The 15,980-nt window shown below is 65.4% G+C and carries 11 protein-coding genes; 5 read left to right on the forward strand and 6 right to left on the reverse strand.

The features are described 5' to 3' along the window. Positions 1–66 precede the first annotated feature (66 nt). The 5 genes from N2603_RS04600 (at position 67) to pimD (ending at position 7,793) form a co-directional block, all read left to right on the forward strand. Positions 67–2,163 (forward strand): 3-hydroxyacyl-CoA dehydrogenase NAD-binding domain-containing protein, encoded by a 2,097-nt coding sequence (locus tag N2603_RS04600; protein ID WP_260387849.1) that lies wholly within the window; start codon positions 67–69, stop codon positions 2,161–2,163. A gap of 158 nt (positions 2,164–2,321) precedes the next feature. Then, positions 2,322–3,998: a dicarboxylate--CoA ligase PimA gene (pimA, locus tag N2603_RS04605; RefSeq protein ID WP_260387850.1), complete on the forward strand. Its 1,677-nt coding sequence runs from the start codon at positions 2,322–2,324 to the stop codon at positions 3,996–3,998. Next, positions 3,995–5,182: an acetyl-CoA C-acyltransferase gene (locus tag N2603_RS04610; RefSeq protein ID WP_260387851.1), complete on the forward strand. Its 1,188-nt coding sequence runs from the start codon at positions 3,995–3,997 to the stop codon at positions 5,180–5,182. The genes pimA and N2603_RS04610 overlap by 4 nt, the downstream gene beginning before the upstream one ends. Positions 5,183–5,324: 142 nt before the next feature. Beyond that, complete coding sequence (pimC, locus tag N2603_RS04615; RefSeq protein ID WP_260387852.1) at positions 5,325–6,515, forward strand: pimeloyl-CoA dehydrogenase large subunit; 1,191 nt, start codon at positions 5,325–5,327, stop codon at positions 6,513–6,515. A gap of 135 nt (positions 6,516–6,650) precedes the next feature. Further along, on the forward strand, positions 6,651–7,793 hold the full coding sequence (gene pimD, locus N2603_RS04620; protein ID WP_260387853.1) for a pimeloyl-CoA dehydrogenase small subunit: 1,143 nt from the start codon (positions 6,651–6,653) through the stop codon (positions 7,791–7,793). Between the two features lie 308 nt (positions 7,794–8,101). Here pimD and N2603_RS04625 read toward each other — a convergent pair whose 3' ends face one another. The 6 genes from N2603_RS04625 to N2603_RS04650 form a co-directional block, all read right to left on the reverse strand. After that, on the reverse strand, positions 8,102–9,193 hold the full coding sequence (locus N2603_RS04625; RefSeq protein WP_260387854.1) for a TRAP transporter substrate-binding protein: 1,092 nt from the start codon (positions 9,191–9,193) through the stop codon (positions 8,102–8,104). Between the two features lie 454 nt (positions 9,194–9,647). Continuing rightward, complete coding sequence (locus N2603_RS04630) at positions 9,648–10,736, reverse strand: TRAP transporter substrate-binding protein (RefSeq protein WP_018646813.1); 1,089 nt, start codon at positions 10,734–10,736, stop codon at positions 9,648–9,650. 454 nt (positions 10,737–11,190) lie between these two features. Next, positions 11,191–12,504 (reverse strand): NAD(P)H-dependent oxidoreductase, encoded by a 1,314-nt coding sequence (locus N2603_RS04635; RefSeq protein ID WP_260387855.1) that lies wholly within the window; start codon positions 12,502–12,504, stop codon positions 11,191–11,193. Between the two features lie 161 nt (positions 12,505–12,665). Then, positions 12,666–13,466, reverse strand: a complete 801-nt coding sequence (locus N2603_RS04640) for a phytanoyl-CoA dioxygenase family protein (RefSeq protein WP_260387856.1) — start codon at positions 13,464–13,466, stop codon at positions 12,666–12,668. 143 nt (positions 13,467–13,609) lie between these two features. After that, positions 13,610–14,287, reverse strand: a complete 678-nt coding sequence (locus N2603_RS04645) for a GntR family transcriptional regulator (RefSeq protein WP_260387857.1) — start codon at positions 14,285–14,287, stop codon at positions 13,610–13,612. 354 nt (positions 14,288–14,641) lie between these two features. Next, positions 14,642–15,898: a M20/M25/M40 family metallo-hydrolase gene (locus N2603_RS04650; RefSeq protein WP_260387858.1), complete on the reverse strand. Its 1,257-nt coding sequence runs from the start codon at positions 15,896–15,898 to the stop codon at positions 14,642–14,644. Positions 15,899–15,980: the final 82 nt, after the last annotated feature.

Genomic DNA, 15,980 nt, shown 5'->3' on the forward strand with positions numbered 1-15,980 from the left:
AGATGCGGAATTAAATTCCGCACCGCGAAATCGAACAAAAGTAAATCCCCACCAAGGAGGGAAACCGTGAGCGAAGTGGTCAAGCTTGAGCGTCATGACGAAATCGGGATCGTCACGGTCAATAGCCCTCCGGTCAATGCGCTGAGTGCCGCGGTCCGCGGCGGCATCCTGGAATGCATCAAGGCAGCGGTCGCCGATCCCGCCATCAAGGGCATCGTGCTGACCTGTGCCGGCCGCACCTTCATCGCGGGCGCCGACATCACCGAATTCGGCAAGCCGCCGAAGCCGCCCGCCCTCAACGACGTCCTCGCCGAGATCGAGAATTCGCCGAAGCCCGTGGTGGCCGCGATCCACGGCACCGCGCTCGGCGGCGGCCTCGAGGTCGCGCTCGCCTGTCATTTCCGCGTCGCGGTCAAGGAGGCCAAGCTCGGCCTGCCCGAGGTCAAGCTGGGCCTGTTGCCCGGCGCCGGCGGAACCCAGCGCCTGCCGCGCGCGGTCGGGCCTGAGCTTGCGGTCAAGATGATCGTCGGCGGCGACCCGATCGGGGCCGCGGAAGCGCTCAAGAACGGCCTGATCGAGGAGATCATCGAAGGGCCGGCCTCCGGCGGCGAGGCTTTCGTCCGCAAGCTCATCGCCGAGAAGCGTCCGCTGCGGCGCCTGCGCGACGACGATTCCAAGATCGCGGCCGCCAAGGCCGACCGCTCGATCTTCACCAATGCGGTCGCCGCCATGACCAAGAAGTCGCGCGGCCTGGAGGCGCCGTTCGCGGCGGCCGACGCCGTCGGCTACGCCATTGACCTGCCCTTCGACGAAGGGCTGAAGAAGGAGCGCGAGGGCTTCCTCAAGCTCGTCGCCAGCGACCAGTCCAAGGCGCAGCGCTATGCCTTCTTCGCCGAGCGCGAAGCCGCCAAGATCGCGGGCGTGCCAGAGGGCACCAAGTCGCGGCCCGTGAACCGCGTCGCCATTCTCGGCGCCGGCACCATGGGCGGCGGCATCGCGATGTCCTTTGCCAATGCCGGCGTGCCCGTCACGCTGATCGAGACCGGCGAGGAGCAGCTCAAGCGCGGCATGGGCATCATGCAGAAGAACTGGGAAGCAACCGCCGCGCGCGGCGGTATCCCCGCGGATGCGCCGGCCAAGCGCATGGCGCTGATCAACGGCGTCGTCGGCATCGAGAATGTCGGCGATGCCGACCTCGTCATCGAAGCCGTGTTCGAGACCATGGCGGTGAAGAAGGAAGTGTTCGGCAAGCTCGACCAGTACGTCAAGCCGGGCGCCGTGCTCGCCTCCAACACCTCGTATCTGAACATCGACGAGATCGCGAAGTCGACCAAGCGCCCGCAGGATGTTTTGGGCATGCACTTCTTCTCGCCGGCCAACGTCATGAAGCTGTGCGAGATCGTGCGCGCCGACAAGACCGCGCCGGACGCGCTGGTGACGGCCGTCAACATCGCGCGGAAAATTGCCAAGGTGCCGGCCGTGGTCGGCGTCTGCGACGGATTTGTCGGCAACCGCATGCTGGCCCAGCGTGGCAAGCAGTCGGAAAAGCTGCTGTTCGAAGGCGCGCTGCCGCAGCAGGTCGATGCCGTGGTAACGAAGTTCGGCATGCCGATGGGGCCGTTCGCGATGGGCGACCTCGCCGGCCTCGACATCGGCTGGCGCTCGCGCAAGGATCGCGGCATCAAGTCGGAGATCGCGGACGCGCTGTGCGAAGCCGGCCGCTTCGGCCAGAAGACCGGCAAGGGCTACTACAAGTACGAAGCCGGCTCCCGCTCGGCGCTGCCCGATCCCGAGGTCGAGAAGCTGATCGACGAGACGCTGCTGCGCTTGGGGCGCAAGAAGCGCGTCGTCAGCGACGAGGAGATTTTGGAGCGCATGATGTACCCGATGATCAACGAGGGCGCGAAGATCCTCGAAGAGGGCATCGCGGCGCGTCCGTCCGACATCGACGTGGTCTGGCTCTACGGCTATGGCTGGCCGATCTATCGCGGCGGCCCGATGTTCTGGGCGGACAGCGTCGGCCTCAAGCACATCGCCGATCGCCTGTCGTTCTACGCCAAGGAGACCAACGATCCGAGCCTCGAGCCAGCCCCGCTGCTGAAGAAGCTCGCGGCGGAAGGCAAGACGTTCGCCTCGCTCGCGGCCGCGTCGAAAGCGGCGTGATGGCCGCTTCGTCCCAACCCTCGTCATTCCGGGATGCGCCGCAAGGCGCAGGCCCGGAATCCATAACCCCAGCTGGTGGTTATGGATTCCGGGCTCGCGACTTCGTCGCGCCCCGGAATGACGGTCTGTGTTAGTTGCTCGCTCAAGCAATCAAGAAAATGACCCATCCCGGCGAACAGTTTTACCCCGAGGGCGTGCGGTGGGACGACACCATCGCCCAGGGCTCGCTGCCCGACCTCCTGTCGAAAGCCGCGGCGACTTACGGCCCGCGCACCGCGCTGGAATTCCGCGACCGTCCAATCAGCTACACCGAGCTCGCCGCGATGGCCGAGCGCGCCGCCGTCGCGTTCCTGCGCGCGGGCATCGGCAGGAACAGCTCCGTCGCGCTGTTCCTCGGCAATACGCCGGACCATCCCGTCAATTTCTTCGGCGCGCTGAAGGCAGGCGCCCGTGTCGCGCATCTGTCGCCGCTCGACGGCGAGATCGCGCTGACGCACAAGGTCTCCGATTCCGGCTCGCGCCTGCTCATCACCTCGAACCTGCAGGCGCTGCTGCCGACCGCGCTGAAATTCCTGGAGAAGGGCCTGATCGACAAGCTCGTCGTCTGCGAGGACGACAATTGGGGCAAGGTCGGCACGCCGCAGGCGGCGATCCCCGCTGATCCCCGCATCGTCACCTTCAAGGCCTTCGTCGAAGGCGCCACCGCTCCGGCAGAGTGGCCGAAAGTCACGGCCGACGACGTCGCGCTGCTGCAATATACCGGCGGCACCACCGGCCTGCCCAAGGGCGCGATGCTGACCCACGGCAATCTCACCTCGGCGGTGTCGATCTACGACGTCTGGGGCAAGCCGGCGCGCGCCGCACGCGGCGACGTCGTCGAGCGCGTGATCTGCGTGCTGCCGCTGTTCCACATCTACGCGCTCACCGTCGTGCTCTTGTCCTCGCTCAGCCGCGGCAATTTGATCTCGCTGCATCAGCGCTTCGACGTCGAAGCCGTGATGCGCGACATCGAGGTCAAGCGCGCGACGTACTTCCCGGGCGTGCCGACGATGTGGATCGCGATCGCCGCGCTCCCCGACCTTGACAAGCGCGACTTCTCCTCGCTGGCGACGATCGGTTCCGGCGGCGCGCCGCTGCCGGTGGAGATCGCGAGCTTCTTCGAGCGCAAGGTCGGCAAGAAGCTGCGCAGCGGCTGGGGCATGACCGAGACCTGCTCGCCCGGCACCGGTCATCCGCCCACGGGGCCGGACAAGCCGGGTTCGATCGGCCTGATGCTGCCCGGCATCGAGCTCGACGTCGTCGCGCTCGACGATCCCAAGCGCGTGCTGCCGCCGGGCGAAGTCGGCGAGATCCGCATCAAGGGCCCGAACGTCACCAGAGGCTACTGGAACAAGCCGGAGGGGTCCGCGGATGCCTTCGTCGACGGCCGCTTCCTCACTGGCGACATCGGCTATGTCGACACCGACGGCTATTTCTTCCTGGTCGACCGCAAGAAGGACATGATCATCTCCGGCGGCTTCAACGTCTATCCGCAGATGATCGAGCAGGCGATCTACACCATTCCGGGCGTGCACGAGGTGATCGTGCTCGGCATTCCCGACCAGTACCGCGGCGAGGCCGCAAAAGCCTTCATCAAGCTCAGGCCCGACGCAAAACCGTTCTCGCTCGACGAGCTGCGCACCCAGCTCGCCGGCAAGCTCGGCAAGCACGAGCTTCCGGCGGAGGTCGAGTTCGTCGACGATCTGCCGCGCACGCCGGTCGGAAAATTGTCGCGCCACGAGTTGCGCCAGCAGCAGAAACCATCACAATCCAAGCAACCAGGAGGTCGCTCTTGACCGACGCCGTCATCGTTTCCACCGCCCGCACCCCGATCGGCAAGGCCTATCGCGGCATGCTCAACGCCACCGAGGGCGCAACCTTGCTCGGCCACGCCATCGGCGAGGCTGTCGCGCGCGCAAAAGTCGACCCGAAGGAGATCGAGGACGTCGTGATGGGCGCAGCCCTCCAGCAGGGCGCGACCGGCGGCAACATCGCGCGCAAGGCGCTGCTCCGCGCAGGTCTCCCCGTCACCGTCGCCGGCACCACCATCGACCGGCAATGCGCCTCGGGCCTGCAGGCGATCGCGCTCGCCGCGCGCTCGGTGATCTTCGACGGCGTCGAGATCGCGGTCGGCGGCGGCGGCGAGTCGATCTCGCTGGTGCAGAACGACAAGATGAACGGTTTCCACGCCCAGGACCCGGCGCTGCTCAAGATCAAGGGCGAGGTCTATATGCCCATGATCGACACCGCCGAGGTCGTCGCCAAGCGCTACGGCATCTCGCGCGAGAAGCAGGACGAGTATTCGCTGGAGAGCCAGCGCCGCACCGCCGCCGCCCAGCAGGGCGGCAAGTTCAAGGACGAGCTCGCCCCGATCACGACGCAGATGGCGGTCACCGACAAGGCGACCGGCGCCGTGTCGATGAAGGAGGTCACGCTGTCGCAGGACGAAGGTCCGCGTCCCGAGACCACGATCGAAGGCCTCGCCGGCCTCAAGCCGGTGCGCGGCGAGGGTTTCTCCGTTACCGCCGGCAATGCCAGCCAGCTCTCCGACGGCGCCAGCGCCTCGGTGATCATGAGCGACAAGGAAGCCGCCAAGCGCGGCCTTGCGCCGCTCGGCATCTTCCGCGGCTTCGTCTCGGCCGGCTGCGAGCCGGACGAGATGGGCATCGGCCCGGTCTTCGCCGTGCCACGCCTGCTCAAGCGTCACGGTCTCACCGTCGACGACATCGGCCTCTGGGAGCTCAACGAAGCCTTCGCGGTGCAGGTGCTCTATTGCCGCGACAAGCTCGGCATCGACCCCGAGAAGATCAACGTCGACGGCGGCGCGATTGCGGTCGGCCATCCCTACGGCATGTCGGGCGCGCGCCTCACCGGCCACGCCTTGATCGAAGGCCGCCGCCGCAAGGCGAAATACGCGGTCGTCACCATGTGCGTCGGCGGCGGCATGGGCGCGGCGGGTTTGTTTGAGGTGTTGCAGTAGTTCACCGTCGTCCTGGCGAAAGCCAGGACCCATACTCCGCGGCCGGGGTAAGGGGCACAGACGGCAATTGCCTTCGCAAAACGAAGGCCGGTGGTAATGGGTCCTGGCTTTCGCCAGGACGACGAGGAAACAGGAGGATCCGATGGATCTCGCATTCACGAAAGAAGAGCAGGCGTTTCGCGAGGAAGTGCGGTCGTTCTTCCGCGACAACGTGCCGCCGGATACGCGGCGCAAGCTGGTCGAGGGCCGTCATCTCACCAAGGACGAGATGGTGACTTGGTGGCGCATCCTCAACAAGAAGGGCTGGGGCGTCAGCCACTGGCCGACGCAGTACGGCGGAACGGGGTGGACCTCCGTGCAGCACTACATCTTCAACGAGGAGCTGCAGTCCTATCCGGCGCCGCAGCCGCTCGCCTTCGGCGTCAGCATGGTCGGTCCGGTCATCTACACCTTCGGCAACGAGGAGCAGAAGAAGCAGTATCTGCCGCGCATCGCCAATGTCGACGACTGGTGGTGCCAGGGCTTTTCGGAGCCCGGCTCGGGATCTGACCTCGCATCGCTGAAGACGAAAGCCGAGCGCCGTGGCGACAAGTGGATCATCAACGGCCAGAAGACCTGGACCACGCTGGCCCAGCATGCCGACATGATCTTCTGCCTCTGCCGCACCGATAACAACGCCAAGAAGCAGATGGGCATCTCCTTCATCGTGTTCTCGATGAAGTCGAAGGGCGTCACCGTGCGCCCGATCCAGACCATCGACGGCGGCGTCGAGGTCAACGAAGTCTTCTTCGATGACGTCGAAGTGCCCATCGAGAACCTGATCGGCGAGGAGAACAAGGGCTGGGACTACGCAAAATTCCTGCTCGGCAACGAACGCACCGGCATCGCCCGCGTCGGCGTCTCCAAGGAGCGGCTGCGCCGCATCCGCGATCTCGCCGGCAAGGTCGAATCCGCCGGCAAGCCGATCATCCAGGACGCCGCCTTCCGCGAGAAGCTGGCCGCGTGCGAGATCGAGCTGAAGGCGCTCGAGCTGACGCAGCTGCGCGTCGTCGCCGATGAAGGCAAGCACGGCAAGGGCAAGCCCAATCCTGCGTCGTCCGTGCTCAAGATCAAGGGCTCGGAGATCCAGCAGACCACCACGGAGCTGCTGATGGAAGTGATCGGCCCGTTCGCCGCGCCCTACGACGTGCACGGCGACGACGGCTCGAACGAAGCCATGGATTGGACCGCCCAGATCGCGCCGAGCTACTTCAACAACCGCAAGGTCTCGATCTACGGCGGCTCCAACGAGATCCAGCGCAACATCATCGCCAAGGCGGTGCTGGGGCTCTAACCGTCGCCATTCCGGGGCGCGCGCCAGCGCGAACCCGGAATCTCGCGCCACAACCTCTGGATTCCGGGTCCCCGCGCTGTCGCGCGTGTCCCGGAATGACGAAGCAAAAATTCCGGGTACGAGGAACCAAAGAACATGGATTTTGACCTGAACGAGGAGCAGCGGCTTCTCAAGGAAAGCATCGACGGCCTGCTGACCGATTCCTACGATTTCGAGCAGCGCAAGAAGTACATGAAGGAGAAGGGCGGCTGGAGCAAAACGGTCTGGCTCAAGCTCGCCGAGCAGGGACTGCTCGGCCTGCCCTTCAGCGAGGCCGATGGCGGCTTCGGCGGTGGCGGCGTCGAGACCATGATCGTGATGGAGGCACTCGGCAAGGCGCTGGTGCTGGAGCCGTATCTGGCCACGGTCGTGATCGGCGGCGGCTTCCTGCGCCATGCCGGCACCGATGCGCAGAAGGCCGCGCACGTGCCTGGCATCATCGACGGCAGCAAGACGCTCGCCTTTGCCCAGCTCGAGAAGAACTCGCGCTACGATCTCTTCGACGTCGCGACGACCGCGAAGAAGAAGGGCGACGGCTGGGTCATCGACGGCGAGAAGTTCGTCGTGCTCAACGGCGAGAACGCGGACACTCTTCTAGTCACTGCCCGCACCAAGGGCGACCGCCGCGACAAGACCGGCATCGGCGTGTTCCTGGTCCCGGCCAATGCCGAGGGCGTCACCAAGAAGTCCTACCCGACCCAGGACAGCCTGCATGCCGCCGACATCACCCTCACCGGCGTCGAGGTCGGGCCGGATGCCGTGATCGGCAATCCCGACGACTCGCTCGCCTTGATCGAGCGCGTGGTCGATGAGGCCCGAGTCGCGCTCTGCGCCGAGGCGGTTGGCCTCATGGATGAATCGCTGAAGACCACCGTCGAGTACATCAAGACGCGAAAACAGTTCGGCGTCGCGATCGGCTCGTTCCAGTCGCTGCAGCACCGCGCCTCCGACATGTTCGTCGCCGCCGAGCAGGCGCGCTCGATGTCGATGTTCGCGACCATGGCGAACGATTTCGAGAACGCCAAGGAGCGCTCCAACGCGATTGCTGCGGCCAAGGTGCAGATCGGCAAGTCGCTGAAATTCGTGGGACAGCAGTCGATCCAGCTCCACGGCGGCATCGGCATGACCATGGAGGCGAAGATCGGCCACTACTTCAAGCGCCTCACCATGATCGAGAACACGTTTGGCGACACCGACTATCACCAGCGCCGCGTCGCGGATGCCGGCGGGTTGGTCTAGCCGCACGGCGATCGCTGCAACGACGGAGGTGCACTCCCTCTCCCGCTTGCGGGAGAGGGTCGGGGAGAGGGTGGTTCCGCAATGGGACAATCCCCAAGAGGAGAAAGCCCTCACCCGGCGCTCCGCGCCGACCTCTCCCGCAAGCGGGAGAGGTGTTAGCGTGCCGCAGCGGTCGTTTTAACTTAGCGCCAATCGAGCCAGCCGCACCACGGCTGTCATCACCCGCGAAAGCGGAAAGACCAAAGCAAAAGCCCCGGAGACATCTCCGGGGCTTTCGTCGTTTCCGACCTCGTTCGCCGTCCGGCGCCTCACGTCCGCGTGCGCATCCGCATCATGAAGCTGTCGTAGCTGAGCTCGGCGACCTGCATCCAGGCCAGCGATTCATTCCGGAACGCCGACAGGCTCGTATACATCTTCTTGAAGTGCGGGTTGGTCTTGGTGAGATCCGCATAGATCTCGTTGGCGGCATTGTAGCAGGCCTCGAGCACCTCCTGCGGGAACGGCTTGAGGATCGCGCCGGCTACCAGCAGGCGCTTCAGCGCCGGCGGGTTGACGTAGTCGTATTTGCCGGTGACCCATGTGAAGGTGTCGCGCGAGGCCATCTCGATCGCGGCCTGGTAGTGCTTGGGCAGCGCGTTCCACCTGTCGAGATTCATGATGTTGTGGCCCTGGCCGGTGCCTTCCCACCAGCCCGGATAGTAGTAGTACTTCGCGACCTTCACGAAGCCGAGCTTCTCGTCGTCATAGGGGCCGACCCATTCGGCCGCGTCGATCGTGCCCTTCTCCAGCGCCGGATAGATGTCGCCGCCGGCGATCTGCTGCGGCACGCCGCCGACCTTGGCGATGATCGTGCCGGCGAAGCCGCCGACGCGGAATTTCAATCCCTTGAAATCCTCCATCGACTTGATCTCCTTCCGGAACCAGCCGCCCATCTGGGCGCCGGTCGAGCCGGTCGGAATGCCGATCGTGTTGTATTCCTTCAAGAGGTCGTTGAGCATCTCCTGTCCGCCGCCGAACAGCAGCCAGGAAATATGCGCCCGCGTGTTCAGGCCGAACGGCAGCGACGTGCCGAAGGTGAAGGCGGGATTCTTGCCCCAGTAGTAGTACAGCGCGGTGTTGCCCATCTCGACGGTGCCGTTCGACACCGCATCCAGCACCTGCAGGCCCGGGACGATTTCGCCGGCCGCGAACGGCTGGATCTGGAATTTGTTGTCGGTGACCTCGGCGACGCGCTTGCAGAAATATTCGCAGCCGCCATAGAGCGTATCGAGCGCCTTGGGCCAGCTCGCGGCGAGCCGCCATCTCGTCTCCGGCGAAGATTGCGCGATCGCCGGCGCGGCAATCGCGGTGCTCGCCGCCAGCCCTGCACCTGTCACTTTCAGGAATTCACGACGTTTCATGCCTATCCCTCCGTTGCGCCGATGTCCTCGACTAAGGGAACGATCTTGGTGTCGTCTTGGCTTCGCCGGGTACCGACGTGGTGTTGTGATGATTGTTTTTGGCGTTTCCGAAGGCCCTTCAGGGCTCTTTGTGGATCCCGCGCATTGCGGTTCCGATGTGAGGATGACCGTTCGCCTCACGATAAGCAAGCGGCGTCGGAACGCTCGCAGTTGCGAAGGCTGAGCGCGACCTCTCTCGCCGAACAGCCGTAGGGTGGGCAAAGGCGCCATAGCGCCGTGCCCACGATCTTTCTCACTTGGCTAGAGCAGGTGGGCACGCTTCCGCCCTCGCTCTTCGAGCTACGGCGGACAAGTCGCTTTGCCCACCCTACGAGAGCTATGTCCAATGCAAAAGCCCCGGAGATGTCGCCATCTCCGGGGCTTCTCATTCTTTAGTCGTGTGCCGTCTGGCGCCTCACGTCTTCGTCCGCATCCGCATCATGAAGCTGTCGAAGCTCAGCTCGGCGACCTGGAACCAGGGCAGGGCCTCGCCGCGGAAGGCGGTCAGGCTCGCGTACATCTTGCCGAAATGCGGATTGCTCTTGGAGAGATCGGCATAGATCTCGTTGGCGGCACCGTAGCAGGCCTCGAGCACGTCCTGCGGGAATGCCTTCAGGATGGCGCCCGACACCAGGAGCCGTTTCAGCGCCGGCGCGTTCAATGCGTCGTATTTGCCGGTGATCCAGGTAAACGTGTCGCGCGAGGCGGCATCGATCGCGGCCTGATAGTGCTTCGGCAGCGCATTCCACTTGTCGAGGTTCATGATGTTGTGGCCCTGGCTCGTGCCCTCCCACCAGCCGGGATAGTAGTAGTACTTCGCAACCTTGACGAAGCCGAGCTTCTCGTCGTCGTAGGGGCCGACCCATTCGGCCGCGTCGATCGTACCCTTTTCGAGGGCCGGATAGATGTCGCCGCCGGCGATCTGCTGCGGCACCGCGCCGAGCTTGGCCATGATCGTGCCGGCAAATCCGCCGATGCGCATCTTGAGGCCCTTGATGTCCTCCATCGACTTGATCTCCTTCCGGAACCAGCCGCCCATCTGGGCGCCGGTGGAGCCGGTCGGAATGCCGTAGCAATTGTGCTCCTTCAGGAGGTCGTTCACGAGCTCCTGCCCGCCGCCCCACAGCAGCCAGGAGATCTGCTGGCGCGTGTTCAGCCCGAACGGCAGCGCGGTGGCGAAGGTGAAGGCGGGATTCTTGCCCCAGTAATAGTAGAGCGCGGTGTTGCCCATCTCGACGGTGCCGTTCGAGACCGCATCCAGCACCTGCAGGCCCGGGACGATCTCGCCCGCCGCGAACGGCTGGATCTGGAATTTGTTGTCGGTGATCTCGGCGACTTTCTTGGTGAAATATTCGCAGCCGCCATAGAGCGTGTCGAGCGACTTCGGCCAGCTCGTGGCGTAACGCCACCTGACCTCGGGCGAACCTTGCGCGATAGCCGGCGCAGCGACAGCGCTCGCGGCCAGGCCCAATCCGCCTGCCGTCAGGAATTTACGACGTTCCATGCACTTCCCTCCGTGATGCCGATGCTTCGACTTAAGGGGAACGATCCTTGGTGTCGTCTTGTCTTGGTCGAGATCGACGTTGTTTTGTTTGAGACTTGTGAAGCGTTTCCGAAGGCCCTGTCGGGCTCTTGTTATTGGAATTCCGATCATTGCGGTTCCGTCAGCAAGGATGACCTGTCGGCCAGCGACAATCAAGCCTCATGCCGCGCTCGCAACTGCGAATGCGAGGCAGACGAAAGTCGATGATTGGCGAACTGCCGCACGATTGGGCAACAACGCGGCGTCGATGGAGGTGCGCTCCCTCCCCCGCCTGCGGGGGAGGGCTGGGGAGAGGGTATCTCCACAACGGGACAATCCCCGAGAGGAGAAAGCCCTCACCCGGCGCTACGCGCCGACCTCTCCCGCAAGCGGGAGAGGTGCACCGAGATCGCGGCTGCACCAACTCAACCCAACGCTACCCCGCCTTCGCGAACGCCGCCTCCATCGCCTTCCTTGTCCTGATCGTCTCGTTGTTGGCATCGAACTCGACGTCGCTCCAGCGCACGATCTCGCCATGGGCGACGTCGTGCTTCAGCTTCAGGCGATGCGCGAGGCCGATCGGCAGGGCGCCCGCCTTCAGGCTCGCGGCGGCCGGCACCAGCTTGCCCCACACCGTGTAGCCGCCTTCGCCGTCGAGCATCTCGCCGGCGCGCAGGTTGCGCTTGGCCACGGCGGCGACGTCGCCGCGGAAGCCGAAAGCCTGGCCGGTCGCCTCGCCCCGCAGCGCGGCCGACAGGATCGAGATGTTCAGCTCGAGCCCGATCAGGTGATAGGGCTTGTACATTGCGGCGAAGCGTCCGCTGGCGTCGGTCTTCAGGCCGTATTGCCTGAAGCAGTCGGCGGCGTAGTCGTTCGGCGCCTCCAGCACGACATAGACGCCCCAGCGCAGGTCGCGAAACACCGGCCGTCCGTCGCGCTCCAGCGAGGACACGACTTCCACCACGCCGGACCGCTCCAGCACGCCGCCGCGCGAGCGCGGCCGCATGATGTGCGGCAGATCGTCCACGCCGCAGGGCGGAAACAGCAATCCTTCCGCGGGCACGTCGAGGCCGCAGGCGTTCGCAATCGCGGCCATCTCGATGGCCGATTTGGTGCCGTCGAGGAAGGAGTTGAACATCTGCGGGTTCATGCCGGCCGACTGCGCTTCGCCCGCGGTCAGGCCGTAATGCTGCCAGACGCCGTCGGGCGTCACGTCGTGATAGGCCGGCAGGTATTTTGTGCCCTTGCCGGCGGCGACGACGCGAAAACCGGTGGCGCGGGCCCAGTCGACCATCTCAGCGGTCAGCGCCGGCTGGTCGCCATAGGCGAGTGAATAGACCACGCCCGCCTTCCGCGCCTCCTCGGCGAGCAGTGGGCCCGCCAGCACGTCCGCTTCGACATTGACCATCACGATGTGCTTGCCCGCCGCGATCGCGGCACGCGCATGCCTGATGCCGACGGCAGGATTGCCGGTCGCTTCGACCACCACGTCCATCGCCCCGCCGGCGATGGCGCGGGCGCCGTCATCGGTGAACACGGTGCGGGCGATGCGATCAGCGTCCCAGCCCACGGTGCGGCACGCCTCGCGCGCGCGCTCGCGGTCGATGTCGATGATGATGGGTACCTCGAGTCCCGGCGTATGCGGCACCTGCGCGAGGAACATCGAGCCGAATTTGCCGGCGCCGATCAGCGCCACGCGAACGGGTTTGCCGGCGGACGCGCGGGCCTGGAGGAGGCGAAAGAGGTTCATGGGGATGTCCAGTGCAACTATCGTGTCCCGGACAAGGTGCAGCGTGCAACGCTGCGCCGCAGAGCCGGGACCCAGAGAAAAACTATCCGCGTGGCATGGGCCCCGGCTCTGCAGCGCACCGCTGAAGAAGCGCTGCGCTGCGTCGGGGGCACGAGACCGATTTACTCCGCCGCCTGCCGCGGCGCACGGGCAAGCCGCAGCAGCGCATCGTCGTCCACCGTCCTGATCGGCGCAAAATCGCGATGCGCGATGTACTCCGGCCGCGTCGGCGTGCGGATGTAGTTCGAGACCGCATTCAGCGTCAGGTACACGATCTTGCGCGGGTAGGGCGTGATGTTGCCGCTGGAGCCATGCACGAGATTGCCGTGGAACATCAGCATGCCGCCGGGCTTGCCGGTCGGCGCAACGATGCCGCCCTGCTTGACGAGGCGCGTGACCGTGTCCTCGTCCAGCGTCCACAGCGGATAGGAGGTGGTCGCGAGGTCGTGCGAGGCTTCGAGATCGCCGGCATTCTGGCTGCGCGGCACCAGCATCAAGGGACCGTTGATCGGCATCACCTCGTCGAGGAAGATCGCGATGTTCATCGCCCGCGGCTCCGGCATGCCGTCGTCGCGCTTCCAGGTGCCGTAATCCTGGTGCCATTGCCAGACGTCGCCGGTGAAGGCCGATTTCGCGTTGATCTTGAACTGGTGCATGTAGACGGGTTCGCCGAACAATTGCTCGACCGGCTCGATCATGCGCGGATGCGCGCCGAGAGCGCGAAAGGCCTCGTTGTAGAGATGCGCGGCAAAGGCCGTGCGCGGCGCGCCGCTCTTCTCGCGCCAGACCTCCGGCCGATTGGCGTCGTAGATGCCGACCGCCTCGCGCGCGAGCAAATCGACCTCCTCCTGGCTGAACAGCTCGGGCAGGAACAGCCAGCCCTCGCGGTGGAAGAACTCCAATTGCTCCTGGGACAGTTTCATGGGTCGTCCTCCTGTTGTTTTGTTTTTGTCATTCCGGGGCGCGGCGAAGTCGCGAGCCCGGAATCCATTTCTCCGCAGTCTCTGCCGCCCGATGGATTCCGGGCTCGATGCTGCGCATCGCCCCGGAATGACGGTGCAAATAGCTACGCCGCCGCCGCGTCCGTTGCCCTCAATCTCTCCTCGGTCAGCCGTCCCGCCGTCTGCGCGTGCGCAAGCGCGGCGCGTTCGGCGGCCTTCGCGTCGCCGCTCAGAATGTGTCCGGCAATATCGGTATGCTCCGCCCAGGCGCTGTCGCGATAGTCGAGCTCCGACAGCACGGTCGCCATCGAGCGGCGCATATGCGGCCATTGCGGCGCGATGGTCTCCTCGATCACGGGATTGCCGGCGAGCTGATAGATCGCACGATGAAATTCGACGTCGAGCGAGATGAGCTCGGCGAGCGACGTGGTGCGGTCGATGCCGCGTCCGGCGGCGAGCGCCGTCTCCAGTCGCGCGCGTCCCGCCGCATCGCTCGCAGCACGCTGAGCGGCAAGCCGCGCCGCGAGCGCATCGATGGCGCCGCGCACCTCGTAGAGCTGGCGGATGCGCGGGGGATCGAGCTGGGTGACTTCGAAGCCGCGCTTGCCGCTCTCGGCGACGAGACCTTGCCGGTGCAACAGATGCAGCGCATGCGACACCGGCTGGCGCGACACGCCGAGCTTGTCGGCGAGCTCGTTCTGCCGGATGCGCTGGCCGGGCTCGAGCGTGCGATCGGAGATCGCCTCCAGGATGCGCGCATAGACCTGGTCGATCAGGTTCGGGAGCGGGTCGAGAGGAATCACGCCGGCAGCTCCGATAGGGAATACGGAATTCCGTATTCGGAGCCTACTCCCGGGCGGGGCAGGGCGTCAAGCACGGTCCGAGGCCGCGCCTGCGCTCTTTTGGTGCCGTCTAAGCTATTGATATTGCTTGGGCCGTCTACTGTGCATGGGGTTGTTTTGGAACAAATATCCCCTCTCGTGCCCCGGACGCGGCGCAGCGCTGCCGGCGATGCGAAGCATCGCCCGGTGCGGTGCGCTGCAGAGCCGGGGCCCATGCCGCCGCATTGTGCTGTGTCGCCATCTGGGTCCCCGGCTCTGCGCAGCAGCGTTTCACGCTGCAGCGCGTCCGGGACACGAGAAACGCGTTGTCCGCGCCTACTTCTTCTTGCCCTGCTCGATCAGCATCCGGCTCATCAGATAGAGCCGCGGCACGATCGAGTTGGTGTCGATGAACTCGTCGCGGGCGTGATAGCCGAAGCCGGCAAGGCCGAAGCTCTCGACCACCACCGCCTTGCCGCTGCGATTGGCATAGCCGGCATCGGTGGCGCCGCCGGTCATCTCGGCGATGTCGAGCTTGCGGTCGATCTCGGCATAGATCGCCTGTCCCTCCTGCGCGAGCGCGCGGCCGCGATCGGTGGCGACGAAGGGCGGGCGGCCCGCCACGATCTTCACGGTCGTCTCGGTGTCCGGCACGAGGCGGTTCTTGATCTTCTCGTCCAGCGCCGCCTGAAGCCTGGCGATGCCATCGGGAATGGTGAGGCGGATGTCAGCGCCAGCCTCGGCCTCCTCCGGAATTTGATTTCGCACCGTGCCGGCCTTCGCCGTCGTCCAATTGAGCTGGGTGCCCGGGATCGACTTGGCGACGTCCTGCGTCTGGAGCAGTTGATGCGAGAGCTCGATCAGCGCGTTGCGGCCGAGATCGGGCGCGGCACCCGCATGCGAGGCGCGGCCCTTCACCTTGATGGTGCCTGTCGCGGTGCCGCTGGCACCCAATAGCAGCGAGTCGTTCTTTGCCGGCGGCGAGGCCACCGTCGGCTCGCAGGAGAGCACGACGTCGTGCTGGTCGGCGAGCTCGGCGATGATCTCGCCAGATCCGGGCGAGCCCACCTCCTCGTCCGGATTGAACGACACGGTGAGCGTCGCGTAGTCCGCCCAGCCGGCATCCTTCAGCATCTTGAGCGCATGAAGCACCACGGCGATGCCGCCCTTGTCGTCGGCGATGCCCGGGCCATAGATGCGGTTGCCGTCGACGCGGTACGGCTCGCTTGCGAGGATGCCGCGCTGATAGACCGTGTCCATATGCGCGATCAGCATCAGCTTCCGCGTGCCCGTGCCCTTGAACGTCGCGATCACCATGTCGGCGCGGGCGCCCGCCGTGGTCTTGCGCCGCTCCGTCGTGGCGCCGAGCGCCTTCAGGCGTCCTTCGGTGAAGTCGGCCATCTTCTTCAGGCCCTCGACGTCGCTGCTGCCGCTCTCGATCATCACCATGTCGCGCAAGGTCTCGATCAGCGGCGTCTTCTCCTGCTCGGCGGCGGCCTTCAGCTTCTCGTCGGCGGCCGCGAATGCGGACGTAGCGCCGGCGGCAAGGCCGAGCAGCGACAAAGCGAGCAGGGGCGTGAAGCGGAAAGTCATGACTTGCGTCCTCTTGCATCTTGCGCGCGGGCACTGCGCGATTATGCGGAAAGCCTAGCACCCGCAACGGCGCGATGCCACG

Source organism: Bradyrhizobium huanghuaihaiense, assembly GCF_025200885.1.
GTDB classification, from domain to species: Bacteria; Pseudomonadota; Alphaproteobacteria; order Rhizobiales; family Xanthobacteraceae; genus Bradyrhizobium; species Bradyrhizobium huanghuaihaiense.

Coding starts and splice junctions, on each gene's coding strand:
- pimA (WP_260387850.1), top strand. CDS start 2,322: ATGACCCATCCCGGCGAACAGTTTTACCCCGAGGGCGTGCGGTGGGAC.
- pimC (WP_260387852.1), top strand. CDS start 5,325: ATGGATCTCGCATTCACGAAAGAAGAGCAGGCGTTTCGCGAGGAAGTG.
- pimD (WP_260387853.1), top strand. CDS start 6,651: ATGGATTTTGACCTGAACGAGGAGCAGCGGCTTCTCAAGGAAAGCATC.
- N2603_RS04625 (WP_260387854.1), bottom strand. CDS start 9,193: ATGAAACGTCGTGAATTCCTGAAAGTGACAGGTGCAGGGCTGGCGGCG.
- N2603_RS04630 (WP_018646813.1), bottom strand. CDS start 10,736: ATGGAACGTCGTAAATTCCTGACGGCAGGCGGATTGGGCCTGGCCGCG.
- N2603_RS04635 (WP_260387855.1), bottom strand. CDS start 12,504: ATGAACCTCTTTCGCCTCCTCCAGGCCCGCGCGTCCGCCGGCAAACCC.
- N2603_RS04640 (WP_260387856.1), bottom strand. CDS start 13,466: ATGAAACTGTCCCAGGAGCAATTGGAGTTCTTCCACCGCGAGGGCTGG.
- N2603_RS04650 (WP_260387858.1), bottom strand. CDS start 15,898: ATGACTTTCCGCTTCACGCCCCTGCTCGCTTTGTCGCTGCTCGGCCTT.